Origin of the sequence: Paenibacillus peoriae (assembly GCF_022531965.1) — a bacterium.
Lineage (GTDB): Bacteria > Bacillota > Bacilli > Paenibacillales > Paenibacillaceae > Paenibacillus > Paenibacillus polymyxa_D.
The window spans coordinates 5456403-5474073 of sequence record NZ_CP092831.1; the positions used below are offsets into that span (position 1 = coordinate 5456403).

18 protein-coding genes are annotated in these 17671 nt (G+C 47.7%); 6 read left to right on the forward strand and 12 right to left on the reverse strand.

Going from position 1 to position 17671, the window contains the following annotated elements; genetic code table 11:
• Nucleotides 1–48 precede the first annotated feature (48 nt).
• Genes MLD56_RS24185 through MLD56_RS24195 form a run of 3 tightly spaced genes read right to left on the reverse strand, consistent with a single transcriptional unit; the run spans nucleotide 49 to nucleotide 1542 of the window.
• Complete coding sequence (locus MLD56_RS24185) at nucleotides 49–426, reverse strand: DUF4280 domain-containing protein (protein ID WP_029518643.1); 378 nt, start codon at nucleotides 424–426, stop codon at nucleotides 49–51.
• Nucleotides 427–428: 2 nt separating this feature from the next.
• Nucleotides 429–953 (reverse strand): hypothetical protein, encoded by a 525-nt coding sequence (locus MLD56_RS24190; RefSeq protein WP_029518644.1) that lies wholly within the window; start codon nucleotides 951–953, stop codon nucleotides 429–431.
• Nucleotides 937–1542, reverse strand: a complete 606-nt coding sequence (locus MLD56_RS24195; protein WP_029518645.1) for a hypothetical protein — start codon at nucleotides 1540–1542, stop codon at nucleotides 937–939. The genes MLD56_RS24190 and MLD56_RS24195 overlap by 17 nt, the downstream gene beginning before the upstream one ends.
• Before the next feature lie 372 nt (nucleotides 1543–1914).
• Between MLD56_RS24195 and MLD56_RS24200 the strand changes: the two genes are divergently transcribed.
• Nucleotides 1915–3099 (forward strand): GAF domain-containing sensor histidine kinase, encoded by a 1185-nt coding sequence (locus MLD56_RS24200; protein WP_029518646.1) that lies wholly within the window; start codon nucleotides 1915–1917, stop codon nucleotides 3097–3099.
• A gap of 139 nt (nucleotides 3100–3238) precedes the next feature.
• On the opposite strand, the gene MLD56_RS24205 is transcribed toward MLD56_RS24200, so the two are convergent.
• Nucleotides 3239–4195, reverse strand: coding sequence for a nucleoside hydrolase (locus MLD56_RS24205; protein WP_013312477.1), 957 nt, complete (start codon nucleotides 4193–4195; stop codon nucleotides 3239–3241).
• A gap of 210 nt (nucleotides 4196–4405) precedes the next feature.
• Here MLD56_RS24205 and MLD56_RS24210 point away from each other — a divergent pair, with 210 nt between their 5' ends.
• A complete protein-coding gene (locus MLD56_RS24210) occupies nucleotides 4406–4999 on the forward strand; it encodes a hypothetical protein (RefSeq protein ID WP_029518647.1) in 594 nt (197 codons plus the stop codon).
• 81 nt (nucleotides 5000–5080) lie between these two features.
• Here MLD56_RS24210 and MLD56_RS24215 read toward each other — a convergent pair whose 3' ends face one another.
• Genes MLD56_RS24215 through MLD56_RS24225 form a run of 3 tightly spaced genes read right to left on the reverse strand, consistent with a single transcriptional unit; the run spans nucleotide 5081 to nucleotide 8597 of the window.
• A complete protein-coding gene (locus tag MLD56_RS24215) occupies nucleotides 5081–5689 on the reverse strand; it encodes a pentapeptide repeat-containing protein (protein WP_029518648.1) in 609 nt (202 codons plus the stop codon).
• 36 nt (nucleotides 5690–5725) lie between these two features.
• Nucleotides 5726–6235: a MarR family winged helix-turn-helix transcriptional regulator gene (locus MLD56_RS24220; RefSeq protein WP_029518649.1), complete on the reverse strand. Its 510-nt coding sequence runs from the start codon at nucleotides 6233–6235 to the stop codon at nucleotides 5726–5728.
• A complete protein-coding gene (locus MLD56_RS24225) occupies nucleotides 6225–8597 on the reverse strand; it encodes an ATP-dependent DNA helicase (RefSeq protein ID WP_049817037.1) in 2373 nt (790 codons plus the stop codon). The genes MLD56_RS24220 and MLD56_RS24225 overlap by 11 nt, the downstream gene beginning before the upstream one ends.
• A gap of 169 nt (nucleotides 8598–8766) precedes the next feature.
• On the opposite strand from MLD56_RS24225, the gene MLD56_RS24230 reads away from it, so the two are divergent.
• Nucleotides 8767–9843: a GGDEF domain-containing protein gene (locus tag MLD56_RS24230; protein WP_029518651.1), complete on the forward strand. Its 1077-nt coding sequence runs from the start codon at nucleotides 8767–8769 to the stop codon at nucleotides 9841–9843.
• A 134-nt stretch (nucleotides 9844–9977) separates the two neighbouring features.
• On the forward strand, nucleotides 9978–10151 hold the full coding sequence (locus MLD56_RS24235) for an aspartyl-phosphate phosphatase Spo0E family protein (RefSeq protein WP_013312483.1): 174 nt from the start codon (nucleotides 9978–9980) through the stop codon (nucleotides 10149–10151).
• Nucleotides 10152–10234: 83 nt separating this feature from the next.
• On the opposite strand, the gene cidR is transcribed toward MLD56_RS24235, so the two are convergent.
• Complete coding sequence (cidR, locus tag MLD56_RS24240) at nucleotides 10235–11122, reverse strand: cidABC operon transcriptional activator CidR (RefSeq protein WP_328801165.1); 888 nt, start codon at nucleotides 11120–11122, stop codon at nucleotides 10235–10237.
• 131 nt (nucleotides 11123–11253) lie between these two features.
• On the opposite strand from cidR, the gene MLD56_RS24245 reads away from it, so the two are divergent.
• Complete coding sequence (locus MLD56_RS24245; RefSeq protein WP_029518652.1) at nucleotides 11254–11625, forward strand: CidA/LrgA family protein; 372 nt, start codon at nucleotides 11254–11256, stop codon at nucleotides 11623–11625.
• Nucleotides 11622–12299, forward strand: coding sequence for a CidB/LrgB family autolysis modulator (locus MLD56_RS24250; RefSeq protein ID WP_029518653.1), 678 nt, complete (start codon nucleotides 11622–11624; stop codon nucleotides 12297–12299). The genes MLD56_RS24245 and MLD56_RS24250 overlap by 4 nt, the downstream gene beginning before the upstream one ends.
• 149 nt (nucleotides 12300–12448) lie before the next feature.
• Here the strand turns inward: MLD56_RS24250 and MLD56_RS24255 are convergent, their stop codons facing one another.
• From MLD56_RS24255 to MLD56_RS24270, 4 genes are all read right to left on the reverse strand, one after another.
• Entirely contained in the window at nucleotides 12449–14152 is a 1704-nt protein-coding gene (locus tag MLD56_RS24255; RefSeq protein ID WP_029518654.1) for a glycerol-3-phosphate dehydrogenase/oxidase, read from the reverse strand.
• 193 nt (nucleotides 14153–14345) lie between these two features.
• Complete coding sequence (gene glpK / locus MLD56_RS24260; protein ID WP_029518655.1) at nucleotides 14346–15836, reverse strand: glycerol kinase GlpK; 1491 nt, start codon at nucleotides 15834–15836, stop codon at nucleotides 14346–14348.
• 56 nt (nucleotides 15837–15892) lie between these two features.
• Nucleotides 15893–16450, reverse strand: a complete 558-nt coding sequence (locus tag MLD56_RS24265) for a glycerol-3-phosphate responsive antiterminator (RefSeq protein WP_029518656.1) — start codon at nucleotides 16448–16450, stop codon at nucleotides 15893–15895.
• Nucleotides 16451–16655: 205 nt separating this feature from the next.
• Nucleotides 16656–17609 (reverse strand): alpha/beta hydrolase, encoded by a 954-nt coding sequence (locus MLD56_RS24270; protein ID WP_029518657.1) that lies wholly within the window; start codon nucleotides 17607–17609, stop codon nucleotides 16656–16658.
• Nucleotides 17610–17671: the final 62 nt, after the last annotated feature.

The following is a 17671-nucleotide window of genomic DNA, read 5'->3' on the forward strand; positions in this document are numbered from 1 at the left end:
ACTCCCCCCGGTTGCTTTTCATGTGATGCAAATCCTACAATCTGTTAACTATTCCTGCCCGTCTGTGGTGAACGAGATTTTTCCACACCACATGCATAAGTTCGTGGAGCAGCTCATCAGAGCCGGAGATTGATCTACGTATACATCCTTTTTTCCATTCAACCAAGGCATAGAAACGCTCGGTTTGCAGGACTGCGGAATGATTTTCCCGGAATTTCCTTTGTTAGCAGAAGAGACTGCAGGATTATGCATACTACGACACATTCCGAAAGAAGGGATATGCGTCTGCGGATGAAAATCCTGAATATTCCCTTGTAGTTTGTCACCAATACTAATTCCCCTGTTAGCTGAAACACTAAATCTTCCTGTATGACTTCCATAGCTGCAATGTATCTGTGCCCCATCCACTACATAGCTCTCACTCATTCTTAGACTCTCCTTTGTATAGATGGCCCCTCTGTATCGACCTTTTGTAATTTCAAGCCTGCCTGATTGAACTTCAAAATACATTCAGCCACATCGAGGTCTACAATGATATGATGATTGGCACCCTGAACCCTGAATATTTTATGATTCTCGACTGCATATTCATCTAAAATGATTTTCTTCAGTGTACCGTCCCTATGATATTCACTGCGTGGTGATAAACACATCAGGCTAGGCGGATTTGCCAGCCAATACCTTGTTTGCTGCATTCGCTGCATATGGGCAAAAACAACTAACTTCCAGCTTAATCCGGCTTGATATATATCAAAGATTTCCTTTAGTTGTTCCGAAACGATGGGTAACGGATGCTCTATAAAATCAATATAGTCCGCATCACCTGATACATAAAATTGTAAAATAGATTCTTCATCGGCACATGATGAGCTTTCTGCCCATTCCAATAACTGCCGGCGATTCGTCCCTACTGGATACATATACTCCGTAATACGATTATCCTGTTGAATCATGTAGTACTCCATAAGCTCTTGAATACACCACCTCACTGATTCCTTTATACTCCCCTATTCTTACTTCCAAATCGTCCTCACATTTCAAGGCCTTGAATTCAGGTAAATGTACAACCTGCTGAATAGCATCTTTCGCTAATTTCAGAATATATTGATGAAATTCCCCTGCAGCCTGGAGTACAAATCGCTCCACATCAGGCTGAAAAATCTTGTTCATATAAGGTTTTCGAAGCTGATTCAATTCATCCTCCAATTCTGCTAAAAAGCTGAATGCCCAGCCTGCATCATAGATTCCATAACAAGGTTGAGGATCAAAGAACCAATTTTTATCATAGGCTTCGACGACATAGTTATAGTTGCGATCCACCAGATACGTGCGCCTCATAGAATAAGTAATGTATCCGATCCTTGTCTTGGCCACTTCTGAAGAATGGGCTTGCAGGCAGATCGATTGAAAGGATTGAATAAAAGAAGAGATGAGCTCATCTTTTCTTTGTTCATACAAAGACGCTGCCTGATGTAATTTCTGGTTCAATACATCTTCTGCATAGGTCTTAAGGAAGTGTTCTAGGGCTTCTTGTCTATTCATAATTCCACCTCTGAACCTATTATATAGAATATTTACATGATATTACTGGTTCTATCCTCCTATTTTATTACACAATTTTCATATCATGAGATTACATATGAATTTATGAAAATAGAATGAAAATAATCATATATTTTCGTGAATGTGTAATAATACAAACAAAAACCTTCCCAGAAAGGCTAGCATTAGACCTAAAAAATGAAGGTTTGCGCAAGCGAATAGGTAAATGGAAGTAGAAAGATCGGTTTATAATGAAATAATCATGTATAATTAACAATACGCTCCAAAAGCACATTCAGAGGATCGAGAATGGGATACACAAACTGCTAAAGTTTTTGGATAACCACCACTTTGCATCAGGATTGGAGATACATGACTACTTCACCTACAGGTTTTTATAATAGTATTCAAGAGGCTACCGCGCACGTCATTGATGTGTTGAGTGATATTTTACATGTAAACACCATTTTTATTACCGCTAATGATGGGATTACGAATGTAATCGTTGATTCATTTAACCGGGAAGAGATACTCGTTAAGAAAGGGGATGTGCTCCCTTTTGAGCTTAGCTATTGCAGTCTGGTGTTGGATCATCCTGCGGATCACCTCACGATTTCAGAAACGACTATTCACCCGCACACATGCGACTTAGATGTGACTAAAACTATCGGAAACCACTCATTTACAGGAATCCCTATTCGCATGAAAAATGGTCAGGCTTACGGAACCATTTGTATCTTGGACGCACCATCTGTACATTTGACAGAATCCGAACTGAAGGCCCTACAGGCTATGGCTGTATTTCTGGGTTATGTGGTGGAACTGGAGAAAGAAAAGATAGATGCTGAGATCTCTGCCCTGAGCAAGCTGGATTTGATCTCTTCCCTGAGTAATAAAATTCGGTTTTCGCTAACCGAAATATGGGGAGCCACCGACCTCATGCTGACGACAGAGTTAACAGAGGAACAACAGCAATATATGAGCATCATGGAGTCGAGCAGTCGCTCGCTTATGACGTTGTTGAGTAATATTTTGGATTACAGCAATATAGAGTCCAGGCAGATCGATGATATTGAAGATCCGTTTGATCTGAGAACGATGATGGAAAATGTATTGAGTCTGTATACAGAGGTAGCCGCACAGCGGAATCTAGAGTTGAAGCTTGACTGGAATCTCACCAGCTCGCCTATTTTTATCGGGGATGAGGCTAAAATTCGCCGTATGTTGATTAATTTGGTAGATAATGCAGTGAAGTTTACAAACACAGGAACCGTCACTTTATCTGCAAACACCCGATCTGTGACCGATGCACCTGAGGTTGAACTGGAATTAAAGGTTAAGGATACTGGAATCGGTATATCTCCGAATAAATTGAAATTGTGGCTTGAACATGACCGTGGGTACTCCCCCTCATATGGTAATCCAGGCTTGGGTTGGCAGATTACCAAACATCTATTAAAACGAATGAAGGGTAAGATGACAGGGAGGAGTGAACCTGGTAGCGGGACGGAGATAACGCTCCAATTCACCCTGAAAACATACCAGGAGTCAGCCTAAAACTGAAATTAGCTAGTGATGATATGGTATATCATGTAATAGAAGCCCGTGACGCATAACGTTCACGGGCTTTATGTTATGGGTACGTCTCACTAGGCAGTATTATCGCCCTATGCCGCACGTCTGTACATTGCCAGACTTAGTAACGTTTGGGAGCAGCCAGCTTGGCCAAATCCGCCATATACGTAAAGAAGGCTTCCGGGTCTGTATCATACACCAGATTCACAGGACGTCCATCCGCCTGTTCCACCGTTCTGCCCTGACTTGGCCCTTCTGCGATCACGCTGCAATGCACCGTCTTTTTCTTGACAATGTCCGGGCGTCCTACGGATGCAGTGGTCAGTACATCCCACAAGTAGTAGGTTGAGTTCGTTTCGCTATAGACGAGCGGCGGACATCCCGCGTAGCAGTTGCCTAGGAAATCCACGCCCTCATATCGGCGCTCGGCAGCCCAACGATTGCGTACTGCTGGAGTTAATGGTACTTTGCTTGTGCTCTCCAGCGCTACCAGATCAATCGTGATGCCGCTTTGCCACACCCGATATGCCGCTTCTGGGTCCCAGAATACATTCCACTCTGCTGTGCCGTCATGCTCCGGCTCTTCCACATTCCCTTTTTCAAAGGTGCCGCCCATCCATACCAGCTTTTCAATCTTTGCTTCAATATCCGGTGCTTCATCCAGCGCTCGCGCCAGATCGGTTAGCGGTCCAGTGAATAGCAACAGCGTCTTACCTTCAGCTCCGCGTACCTTTTCGATCAGATGCTGATGAGCTGGCAGGGATGAAAGCGGTGCTTCCATACGCCCCGATTCATTCAGTACGGGTAATGCATCCACATAGAAGGAATGTAAACGCCAAGCGGCAGGAAACGGATTTTTACCGCGTGAATTAGACTTTGCGACTTCCACAGGCCCTTTATTTTGTCCAAAACGATCAATAATTTTACGGCTGGCATCTGTCGCAGGCTCCAGGTAACCATCTGCTGGAATCACCGATACTCCGGTCAAATGAACCTGCTCCATCTGAAGCAGCATAAAAAGGGATACTAGATCATCCACTCCACCATCATGATTAAAATAAACGTTTGTCTGACTCATCTGTCTCTTCCTTCCTTTATCCCCGTAAACAGGCTTGTTCTTATCGGCAACCACCCTTCATTATGCCTGATCGCTTCACAGGAGTAAATGTGCGATAGTACGTGCATCAGGGATTTTTTGCTTGCGCCATGCTTAAGAAAGGTAGAAATGTGTGTAATAACAGGGTAGAATCATGGGTCCTAATCGGAAACGTATGAAGGAGAGATGCATATGACAGCCCGAACAATAGAAGAGTTGGAGCAGATCCGTAGAGAGTGTAAGTCCATGGTGACAAAAAGGGCTGCGGCTTCTGGTGGAGCGGTATTAGTTCCAGTTCCAGGGGCTGACGTTCTTGCTGATGTTGGCATTTTGATGCAGCTACTTCCAGCCATTAATGGAAAATTCGGATTATCTGAGAAGCAGCTGGAAGGTCTGGACGCAGAAACCAAATCCATGGTGTATGGTTTTATCACTTCGATTGGCAGCAAGCTGATTGGGCGACTCATTACCCGTGAAGCCATCGTGCAGATTTTGCAAAAGATGGGCATTCGGATCGCTACCAAGCAGGTTAGCAAGTTTGTTCCCCTTCTGGGGCAAGGGCTAGCCGCGGCAATTGGCTTTACTGCTATGCGAACCATTGGCAATCGGCATGTCGATCAATGTTATGAAGTAGCCAAACGCTTGCTGGAACAGCGAACTGCCGCAGATATCGCGCGCAACTGGACGGTTCCACAGCAGCCTCTAGAGCCTGTGGGAATTGATCATTTGCCAAACCAGAACCCGGAAGCAGCAATTCCACTACTGCCGGCATCCCCTAAAGATTAAGTCCTTCACATTCGAGTCAGCCATCCATTTCATCCGTACGGGGTACTCCAGATCAAAACCAGCTTCGGTATCCCGTGCTTTTTAGCCTTCTACCTTGGCTCCATAGGAGCGGGCCACCGCTACTGCCTGCTCGATATCCAACTTGGCTCCGGTGATGTCCAGATCTTTAAAATTCACACCATCCATCTTCGCACCGCGCAGGTCTGTTCCTTGAAGATGGGCTTTGTGCAGTCTTACCCGGCTAAGATCCGCCTCTCGTAAATCTGCTTTTTCCAAATTGCATTCGGATAAGTCGGCTTCCTTGAATCGTATTTTTCGCAAATCTTGTTTTCTTAAATCTGCATGACGCAAATTCGTATAAGACCAATCTCCGCCCGTAATTGTGATACCATCCATATTCGCCCCCGCAAAATCTGAACCTACCAGCTTGCAGTTATCAAACCGGACTACAAACAGATTGGCGCTGGTGAACAAACAATTGGTAAAAGCCGACTCCTTGTAGTGAGATGCATTCAGAATGGCTCCGGTAAAATCACAGTCCACAAAAGTACAGCCTTCCACGAGGGATTCATTCATCTCCACACCCCGAAAACGACATCGGGTAAACTCGCAATTTTTCCACTCGCCTTCTCTGGCATCCATTGATCCAAAATCACGGTCTTCATAGACCTCATCTGTATAAAAGAACATGTTCTCTCTCCTATTCCTTATTCCTATATCAGGAATTCAGCATTTCGGCAAGGACCGCTCAAAACCGCCTTTCATTTTCCCCAGCAAACCCTTCATCATCTGGTGATCCTGTGGCGTAAACTCAGACATACACGACCGGATCAACTTCGTATAATAAGGCACTATCTTGCTTAACAGTTCTCTTCCTGCCTCTTTTAATCCGACAGTCACCATCCGTCCGTCACTCTCGTGGGCCACGCGTTCTATCATTCCATCTCGCTCTAATCCGTCGATCAACCCCGTCATGGTTCCACGCGTGACATCCGCTTTTTCCGCTAACTCTGACGGTGTCATGCGATGCGGCGAGTGGCAATGCAACAGGCTAAGCACGATAATCCGACCCTGAGAAGCCCCCAACTTGGTCAAATCTGTATCCATTTCTCTGAAAATACCGTTAGCCAAGCGCGCAAATGTCACAAAAGTCTCTATATTATCTACTTCGGCATCCTCATGTCCAAAGCTACGCAGCACCCCGCGTATGGAGTCATTATGAAAATTAAAGTTCATAGTCTATCCATTCCTTCCTTAATCCCGCTTGTTCCGTCAGACGGTAGCTTTTCCATTCATCTGGCAGCAAAGAAGCATACGGTTCCTTGGCAAAACGATCATCTACCAGGACCAACAATCCTTCGTCGTGCTCTGTGCGGATAAGCCTGCCACCTGCCTGAAGAACCTTGTTCATCCCTGGATATACATACGCATAGTTGAAACCATTCCGTCCCTGTTCCGAAAAGTAATCCCGCAGCACATCCCGCTCTGCTCCAATTTGCGGCAAGCCGACACCGACGACTACTACCCCATTTAAGCGATCCCCAGGTAAATCAACACCTTCAGCAAACACACCACCTAGTACGGCAAAGCCAAGCAGGGTGCGCTCTTGCCCAGGCTGGAAGGCCTCTAGGAATCGATCCCGCTCTGGCTCGGTCATCCCTGGACTTTGTACCAATGTATTTGCGGACACGTCCCGAAGCATGAACTCCTCATATACCTCACGCAGGTATGGATAGGACGGGAAAAATACAAGGATATTCCCCTTCCGTTCTACAACCAATGCAGCCAGCATATCCGCAATCGCCCCTTTGGAGCGCTCACGATCCCGATAACGGATGGAGAGCGGCAACAGACGTACATCCCATTGCTCCTGATGGAAAGGCGAAGGAACCTGTAACGTATAATCTTCCTCGTTTGCTCCGAGCATGTCCCGGTAATAAGCAAGCGGTGTCAACGTTGCGGAAAAATAAATGGCCGAGCGGTAGCCCTTAATAGCTTGTCCCAACAAGTGAGAAGGATCGAGGCAGAACAGCTTGACCCTCACTTCACTGCGTCCCGCTTCCACATAAGTAACGTACCGTTCATCATATAAAGCAGCAATTCGCAGCATATTCTGAGCGGTAAAATACGTATCCAGAAGCAATGCGTAGGCCGTACTTTCACTGCTTGCGCGACTTGTACTACTCCCCGTTACCAGTTCACGTTCAGCAGCTTCCACAAAGGGCACCAGCAGCTCCAGCACCTCTTGCGGCGCTACTGTCTCCACTGCTTTTCCTGTGTCTGCATATTGCTTGCGCAGCGTAATCATATGTGCGTTCACTGCACTCGCAGCCGCAGCAATCTCCGAGCTTAGCAACTTAAATTCTCGTTTCAGTTCCAAAAAAGAAGATTTCAAAATTTCCGCCGAAAACATGTCCCGGCCGCGTTCTACCAGATTATGCGCCTCATCCACCAGTACAACACCTTTTCGCTTGTGCTCCTCCAGTAATCTTTTCAAAGAAATCCGTGGATCAAAAACATAATTATAATCACTGATTATACCATCCGAGGCATACGCCACATCCAGCGAAAATTCAAAGGGACATACCTTATGCTTGCGCGCATAATGCTCAATCACCGATCGAGTCATTAACGTCTCATTCGCCAAAATATCGGATACCGCACCGTTGATCCGGTCGTAATAGCCCTCGCACATGCTGCATGATCCAGCGTCACAATCATTTTCATCCTTAAAGCAAATTTTATCCTTCGCAGTCAAAGTCACCACATGCATGTGCAGCCCTTGGGCCTGCATTCTGGCATAAGCTTCTTCGGCTGCTGCCCGAGTGGTGGTACGAGCCGTTACATAATATACTCGCCTAACCTGCCCCTCACCGATCGCCTTGATCGCGGGAAACAAAGTGGATACCGTTTTACCGATACCCGTAGGCGCTTTGGCAAACAGGTTAACCCCTTCGGCAATCGTCTTGTACACCGAACCCGCGAGCGTTCGCTGACCCGAACGATACGTGTCAAAGGGAAAATTCAACATAGCAATGCTGGCATCCCGCTTTTCCGCATGTGCTCTCAGCAGGAATGCATACGGTGCATAACCAGCAATCATCTCCTGCGCGAAAGCTTCCATCTCAGTAAAGGATAGCTCGCGCCTAAATCGGCGAATGTCTTCACTGTGTGCCTGCACATAAGTAAGCTGGACCTGCATGGAATGATGTTGTTCCTCACGAGCAATCATATAGGCATACAGAAATGCTTGCGCCCAGTGTACGGGTTGACCGTCACCCTGAATATCTTCGAGAGGCAAAGAGATCGATTTAATTTCATCGACCGTCCATACGCCATCCAGCTCAATCAGTCCGTCACAGCGGCCTTCAATGATAAACAATTCGTCCTTATACTGAATTTCTGTACGTAAATGTACCTCTTTGCGGTCATGCTCCTTGTAACCTTTCTGGATAACCTGATGCACGCGAGTTCCTTCGAGCATACTGCTATTCGATCGAAAGCCGCTATGAATGCTGCCGCTCCGATGCACATATTCCACAAGTGGACGCACCGATATGTGAATTGGTTCCTTCATACGATCACCCGTTCCGGTCATAGTCCTTTCACTGTACCACGTAGATAAACGAAACGTAAGGGACAGAAGAATCGTTTAATGGTCGATTGGTATTCACTCACGCCTACTTTTTACCGAAATATAGAAACGAGGCCTTTTGCTTTATTCCCCACGATACTACAACTCTCATTACAGCATAAAGGATAGGGATATGTTAAAAGAATTAATTAACAATTTTGCGTTATTAACGAGCTTCTTATTCTTCGGAAATTTATTTTCCCGGAAATATGAACGTTACCTGACAAATCATGCACTCATTCATCAGATATTAAACGGTTTAATGCTGGGCGTGTTTAGCATTCTGTTAATGATGACCGGTTTATGGATCCGTGGGCACTTTGTGGTTGATCTCCGCCAATTGGCGATTATCATATCTGTTTATATAGGAGGATCGGTATCCGGTCTGCTGACCACCCTGATCGTCATCCTGTATCGTATTTACATCACAGGGGGATGGACGGATATTACTCTGACTGTTACGGTTAATTGCTTCATGACACTAGTCCTTTCACTTATCTTTATTCGAGAAAAAAAGCTAGCCCTCGGCAAATGGATGTCAGCCGTGCTTGGGGCTGTTGTTGTGTCGCTGTTATCTGCTTTTTTTGTGGATGATCCACCCAACTTAGAATCTATAATAATGATCACAACCGTGAAGATTCTTGGCGGCTTGTTCACTTATTTTATGATGTCCCATATCAAAAAAACAGAACGGGCTATTCACCTGCTGGAAGAGGCTGCGAACCGCGATCATTTAACCGGGCTATACAGTCCGCGTGCTTTTGATGCGCTGTTCGAAGAGGTACTTCATGCTTCCAAGACTACAAAAAAACCCTTTGGACTTGTGATGCTAGATATTGACCACTTTAAAAAAATCAATGATACGTACGGCCATTTGAACGGAGACGCAGTCTTAAGCCAACTGGGAATTTTGTTAAATCGGGAATCTACAACAAGAGCATATCCCTCCCGTAAGGGCGGAGAGGAATTCGCAATTCTACTCGGAGACTGTGATACCGAAAAGGCGGCAAACTTTGCCGAGAAGATTCGAAAAGCTGTGGAAAATGAATGTTTTCTCTTGAATGACGGAACCATACTCTCCTTAACCGTATCCATCGGGGCAGGCAGCTCTCCTGTTATTGCATCGAGGCGTTTATTGGAAAAAGCAGACGAGGCATTGTATGAAGCTAAACGATCAGGACGCAATCGGGTAGAACTGGCAAAACCATAGATATTAGTCGCTAAATGTCAGGAAAGCTGGATTATTGTTAATAAAAAGTGGTAAAATGGAAATAACATCGTTATCAAAAAAACTTCTGCCGCTAGTGGAGACATGCCTTACAATCGACATGGGGGGTGGGCTTTGTGAACCTCGAACAATTGGAAAAACTCATGGAAAAAGAACGCCGTGAACTGAATCGCATGGCTGACTTACACGGATTAAAAGATGAACGTGTATTGGACAAATCCTCCAGACTTGACCGTATTATGGACAAGTACCTTCACACCAAGCGTGCAATAAACCAAACACACTCATAGAAGCAAGCTACATCGCTGCCCCTCAGGGCAGCTTTTTTATTCTGCATCGTACTCACCTTCTCGCGGACTGACTACTTCCCGCCCTATTCCGTCCGCAACAATTGCTGTGTGAACGATATCCATTCTCTGGCGGCAAAGGACAGGTAGCGATCGTTCCGCCAAATCATCCCCAAATGCCAAGGAATGACGGGGTCTACCAATGGAAGAACACGCAAGCGCTCAGAATCCAGATCTCGGCAAATGGCCTCCGGCAACAGAGCTACTCCCAGGTTTGCAGCAACCATTTCGCTAATCAGATCCCATTGTGAGCTTTCGTACACTACACGCGGCTGAAAGCCGGCACGAACACATTCCGCAATGATACGGTCATGCAGCGTAAAATCCTCACGGAACAGTACAAACGCCTCCTCCGCCAACGCAGATAACGGTACCTCCTTGCACTCTGCCAATGCATGCGTAGGATGAACGAGCAAATTCAGCTTTTCCTCCACAAACAGAAATGTCTCAAACATATCTCCAACTGCGGGCAGCACGATCACCCCGATATCCAATGCCCCGGCTTCTACGTCCCGTTCCACTTTCTTCGCCCCGTCCTCAAATAATTGAATGGTCACATCAGGATATGCCTTATGGAATTCTCCAATGACACGCGGAAAAAAGCTCGATCCGACCATAGGGGGCAGGCCAATACGGATATGTCCCTTTTTCAGGTTCATCAAATCACTCAGCTCCGAGGACAGACTCTGAAAGGACTTTACAATCGCTTGTGCTTGGAGCTCAATGACCTTGCCCGCGTCTGTCAGTTCGATTCTTTTGCCAATTCGGTCGAACAAAGCGACCCCCAGTTCATCTTCTAGACTTTTAATCGTCTTACTGATCGTCGGCTGGGTAATAAACATGCTCTGGGCTGCCTTTGTAAAGCTACGCAACCGCGCGACTTCCAAAAAATATTGTAAATGTCGGATATCCAAAGCTACACCTTCTCCCATAGATAAACGGAATAGATTATATTCTTTATATGCATTTTACTCATGAAAGCTTGTGATGTAAAATTTCATTACAGTTTGAAAATAACCGATCACAAAGATAGGAGTCATTATATATGAAAAGCTTCATACGCGGTGTCCTCCAGATCGCCGTCCTGATGGCCTTTTCGCTCATCCTGAACGCGGTAGTCTCCTGGCTCCACCTGCCTATACCCGGTAGTATCATTGGTATGCTAATCCTTTTTATTCTGCTGCAAACCGGCTTGGTCCGGCTAAGCTGGATTGAAGTTGGCGCAAACTGGTTGCTGGCCGAGCTGCTATTATTCTTTATTCCCTCCGCTGTCGGCGTCATGAATTATTGGCCGATGCTGGAACACGATGGTATGAGCATTATGCTGGTCGTGTTGCTCGGCACCTTTCTGGTGATGGCCTGCACAGGTATGGTCGCCAGTCTGCTTGGTAAACGAAAGGAGCATAAATCATCATGATCGGTCTTCTATGTATTGTATTGACACTCGCTATTTACTGGATGGCCAAACGCATGTACCGCACACTGCCCAAGGTGTATTTGTCTCCATTGCTCATTACACCTGTTGTTATCATTTTGATTTTGACGCTGACGGGTGTGAATTACCGTTCTTATAATTCGGGCGCTCACTTGCTGTCCATGCTGCTACAACCAGCTACGATTGCATTTGCTGTCCCTTTATACCGATATTTCCCAGTGTTAAAAAAACACGCAACCCAAATCGTGCTTAGCGTGCTGTCTGGATCTGTTGTAGCCGTGTTGTCCTCCATGGCACTTGCCAAGTGGATGCACCTGAATTCTTCGCTGCTGAGCAGCCTGATTCCTCGCTCCATTACGACACCCATTGCGATGAATGTATCGCAAACGATTGGCGGCAATCCGACGGTTACAGCTGTATTCGTTATTCTGACCGGATTGAGCGGTCTTATTATCGGTCCAGTGATTGTAAAACTGTTCCGTATCGAAAATGAAGTCTCACGTGGGGTACTGCTCGGTACCGGTGCTCATGGTACGGGCACTTCCAAAGCATTCGAGTTCAGTTTGCTGACGGGGACGATATCCAGCATCTCGATGGTGCTCGCCGCTCTCTTTACCTTGGCAGCCGCCCCGTTCCTGTTCCACTTGATGCTGTAAACAATCTGCATACAAAAAAAGCAGCGATTCTCCAATAACAAGAGAATCGCTGTTTTTGTTTTGTAGGCCCCTTTTCCACATAAAGCAGTGGTGAGAACGAAACGATGGTAGAGAAGCGGAGCGGTAAAGGATACGCATCCTCGTTCCTATTAGATGGCTTTAACGTCACCTTGTTTCACCTCTACCTCTAAAGGCGTTACAGCTTCATACAGGTAAGCATCCAGCTCAGCCGTATATTGTCGTTCTTGCGCGGCGCTCCAGCCTGCATGTTCGGACATCCATGCGATGGCGGGCTGTTTCCAGCGCTTCACCTCGTCAATCTGGAAGAAAAGTGCTCCCGTTCGCCGTATGAAAAAATCAGACGGTGTCACCGTCATTTCCTGTTCCATCGCATACAGGAGCGGGACACGCACTTCCACAGGCAGTGCCGCTTCCTTCTCGGTAGTCTCCTTCATGCTGCGTGCCGCTATCGCAAACAGCCGCTCTGTGTTGGAGCCATAGCGGATTGCCCATGCTCTAGCCGTTTCAGGCGACAGGCCGAGTGCAACACCTGCTGCGGTTTGCTTACCTACGTACGCGTCCCAGCCCGCCGAGCCGCCTACGCTGCCACCCGAAATCGGGATGTGTCTGGTGCGGCATGCCCGGAAGCTCTGCCCATGCAAGCGCCCCAGCTCCCGTACCGCACGATCCACGACGAGTTCGGACATTTTCCGGTAGCCCGTCAGCTTGCCGCCTGCAATCGTGATCAGACCTGAACGGGATTCCCAAATTTCGTCCTTACGTGAAATTTCTGAAGGGCTTTTATCGTCTTCATAAATGAGCGGCCGTACCCCTGCCCAACTGGATTCTACATCCGTAACAGTCAGCTTCACATCCGGGAACATTCCGTTGATCGCTTGAAGCACATACGCCCGATCTTCGACGGTCATCCGGGGATGCGCCGTATCCCCCTCATACACCGTGTCAGTCGTACCTGCATAAGTTTTTCCATCACGCGGGATGGCAAATACCATGCGTCCATCCGGTGTATCGAAGTACACTGCCTGTTTGAGCGGAAAGCGCTCAGCATCGAACACTAGGTGAATACCTTTCGTCAGGCGTAGCACCTTACCCTCCTTGGAGCGATCCATTTCCCGCAGCGTGTCTACCCATGGTCCAGCTGCATTAATAACCAGCGAAGCTCGAATTTCGTATGGTTTTCCCGTTACCCGGTCCGTTACGCTTGCACCGCTTATTCGTCCTTTGTCATACAGCAGCTTGTCAGCCTTGGCATAGTTCACCGCCAGCGCCCCTCGTGTAACAGCTTCCTTCATGACCTCAATCGTCAGGCGAGCGTCATCTGTACGATACTCCACATAGCTGCCGCTTCCCTTCAGTCCATCACGCTTCAGCAAAGGCTCGCGCTCTAGTGTAGCCTGGATGTCCAGCATACGACGGCGCTCACTACGCTTAACACCAGCAAGGAAATCATATACCAGCAGCCCGACAGAGGTGGTAAATGCGTTAAACGTGCCGCCCTTGTGAAAAGGAAGCAGCATACGCTCCGGTATGGTCACATGTGGGCCATTTTCGAATACGATTGCCCGCTCCTTTCCGACCTCGGCTACCATCTTAACTTCCAACTGCTTCAAATAGCGAAGACCCCCATGCACTAGCTTGGTCGAGCGGCTGGACGTACCTGCTGCGAAATCCTGCATCTCCACCAGTGCTGTCTTCAAACCACGATCCGCCGCATCCAGCGCAATACCCGCCCCTGTAATGCCGCCGCCAATGATTAATATATCAAAATGCTCATGTCCCATACGTTCCAAGACAGCGGTTCTCTCCTGCGCAGCAAATCCCTGTTCTCCCATCATGTATCCCTCCAGCTTTGTATATATTCACGATGCAATCTGCCAACCGAATCATCATAAGGTACAAAAAAAGACCACGAACATCGCTGCGGCGGATGCCGAGCGGTTCATGGTCTCTCCAAGTCTCCTGACGAGTATTAACTTATCTATATCGTAGCACACACGATACGCTATGAAAAGGGAAATCTGCCTGCTACTTGAACGCCATTGCGGCATGAACTGCCTTTTTCCAGCCACCATAAAGATCAGCCCGCACGTCTTCACTCATGGACGGAGTAAAGGTATGATCACTTTGCGCATACCCCCGGACCTCATCCAAACTGCTCCAGAACCCAACTGCCAGTCCTGCTAAATACGCCGCACCGAGTGCAGTTGTCTCGTTCACAGCAGGTCGTTCTACTGGCAGATCGAGAATATCGCTCTGGAACTGCATCAGGAACTCGTTCATCACTGCACCTCCATCTACACGCAATGAACGCACAGGTACACCCGAATCGCTCGCCATGGCAGTTAGGACATCTTTAGTCTGGTAGGCCAGCGATTCCAGTACCGCTCGTATAAAGTGCTCCTTGGTCGTTCCCCGCGTCAAACCAAATGTCGCACCGCGCACGTCACTATCCCAATACGGGCTGCCCAGACCCACAAAGGCCGGGACAAAATATACCCCTTCTGTGGAGGTCACACGCGCCGCATACGCTTCACTATCTTTGGCTTCGCGGAACATACGCAACCCATCACGCAGCCACTGAATAGCAGATCCGGCTACAAAAATGCTGCCCTCCAGCGCATACTTCACCTGACCATTCAGCCCCCATGCAATGGTCGTAATCAGTCCATGTTCCGAGTCACAGGGTTCATCTCCGGTATTCATCAGCATAAAGCATCCCGTACCGTATGTATTTTTAATCATACCTTTGTCAAAGCATCCCTGACCGAACAGAGCTGCTTGTTGATCGCCTGCCGCTCCGGCAATAGGGATTTCCTGTCCGAAAAAGTGATAATCCACCGTATGCGCATATATCTCAGAAGATGATTTCACCTCTGGTAGCATAGACGCAGGAACGCCGAGAATATCCAGCAGCTCCTCATCCCATTTTAGCTCATAAATGTTGTACATGAGTGTGCGGGCCGCATTGGAGTAGTCTGTTACATGTGCTTTACCACCAGACAATCTCCAGATTAGCCAGGTATCAATCGTACCAAACAGCAAATCCCCACGCTCCGCTTGAGCTCGTGCCCCTTCGACGTTGTCGAGTATCCATTTGACCTTGGTGCCAGAAAAGTAGGGATCAATGAGTAGTCCCGTTTTGCTATGAAAAATATGATCAAATCCACGGCTTTTCAATTCCTCGCAGATCCCGGCTGTTTGCCGTGACTGCCATACCAGTGCATGATATACAGGCAGACCCGTATGTTTATCCCACACTACTACGGTTTCCCGTTGATTCGTAATACCAATCCCGGCAATTTGGCTGGCTTTCACACCTGATTCTGACAAGCAGGAGGCGATGACGGCCAAAATAGAGCTCCATATTTCATTGGCGTTTTGCTCTACCCACCCGGGCTGGGGAAAATACTGTGGGAACTCCCGTTGTGCCTTGTATACCACTTTTCCCTGCCGATCAAACAAGATGGCCCGCGAACTGGTTGTGCCCTGATCTAAGGCAAGAATGTATTGCTCCATCGTTTCCCAGCCTCCTTGCTTATTATGTATGGTTACCCACTTGATACAAATAAAAGCTATTGCTTATAGTGTTCGAACAGCTGTTTATTGGAGGTCGTAACTGCTGTAGCTCCCGCGGCCAACGCTGCTTCCACATCCTCAGGGGTGCGAATAAGTCCGCCTGCCAAAATAGGAATGCCAGTGCGTTCGCTGACCTCCTTAATCATCGGTGGAACAACACCGGGCAGCACCTCAATATAATCCGGACGCGTTTTTTCTACCAGCGCGTAGCTTTTTTCCAGTGCAATCGTATCGAGCAGGAACACCCGCTGTACAGCAAGAATTCCTTTCTTTTTAGCAGTTGCGATCACCCCGGACCGGGTCGAAATAATCCCAAATGGCTTAATTTCCTGACACAAATATTCAGCCGCATACTCGTCATTCTTCAAGCCTTGCACCAGATCGGCATGCAGGAGCATTTGCTTGCTGCGACTTCTAGCCATCTGGTACAGGCTACGCAGCTGCGCTACATGCGTATCCAGAAAAACCGCATACTCATAAGAACTGTCCAAAATACCCTCCAGCTGCTTCATATGCTTAGCTGCAGGTAAAATGCGTTGTCCCTGAAATGGCATGGATATCCCCCTTAGGCTGAATGTCGGTCAAACTCGTTCAAATTTTATATTATCACTCTGTTCGACGAACGTGAAGCGGTTTCATTGCAGATATGTATAAAGGCTGCCTTCCCTGCAATAGATGTCAGCAGGAAGAAGACAGCCTAATCATTCAAAGAACTGGATCAAATCACACGACGACACCCTTAAAATGCTCTATAGTGTACTAGCCCTCAAACCCTTGGCGCAGCCATGAGGTAGCGAGCATGATCGCACCGCGCTTGGCCGCGGTTTCAGACAATGGGTTCAGCATCACAAAGTCGTGGATGATGCCCTGAAAGCGTGCAGCGGTCACATCCACCCCCGCTTCACGTAGCTTGTCCGCATAGGCCTCGCCTTCATCGCGCAGCACATCGGCCTCACCTGTAATGACCAGCGCACGTGGTAGCCCTTCGAGCTGTTCTGTGGTGGCACGTAATGGGGACGCCGTGATCTGCGCTCGTTCGTTGGGATCCGTCGTATATTGATCCCAAAACCATTGCATCCCTTCGCGGCTCAGGAAATATCCTGTGGCGAACTCATGATATGATTCTGTGTCAAAGGAAGCATCCGTCACTGGATAGAACAGCAACTGCTGGCGAATGGTAGGGCCGCTACGTTCTTTGGCCAGCAGCGTTACGGCCGCCGTCATATTACCGCCCACACTGTCTCCGGCTACCGTCAGCGTATCGGGCTTCAGCCCATGCTCGCGTCCGTGCTGTGCCACCCATTGAACGACCGCGTAAATTTCCTCAATCGCCGTCGGATATTTAGCTTCAGGGGACAAGCTGTATTCTGGAAATACAACTGCTGCCTGTGAGCCGACTGCCAATTCACGAATCAGGCGATCATGCGTATGAGCATTACCGAATACCCAGCCTGCTCCGTGAATATATACAATGACCGGGAGATCGCTTGTCACCTGTTGTGGGCGAACAATTCTGACCTTCACCTCACCGCCAGGCCCGCCTGGAATAGTTAGATCTTCTACATCTGCGGCAGGTTTGTCTGCTGGGCCGGATTGAACCTCATTGACCGTTTCACGTCCTTTTTCAGGACCCAAATCATATAGAAACGGAGGCTTGGCATTATCGTCTGCAAATTTCTGTGCTGCGGGTTCAAGCTGTACTTTTTTACTCATATCGATTCACTCTTCCTTTCTTTTCTGTGGTCTACATATATCCATTTTGGCTTAAGTTTGCT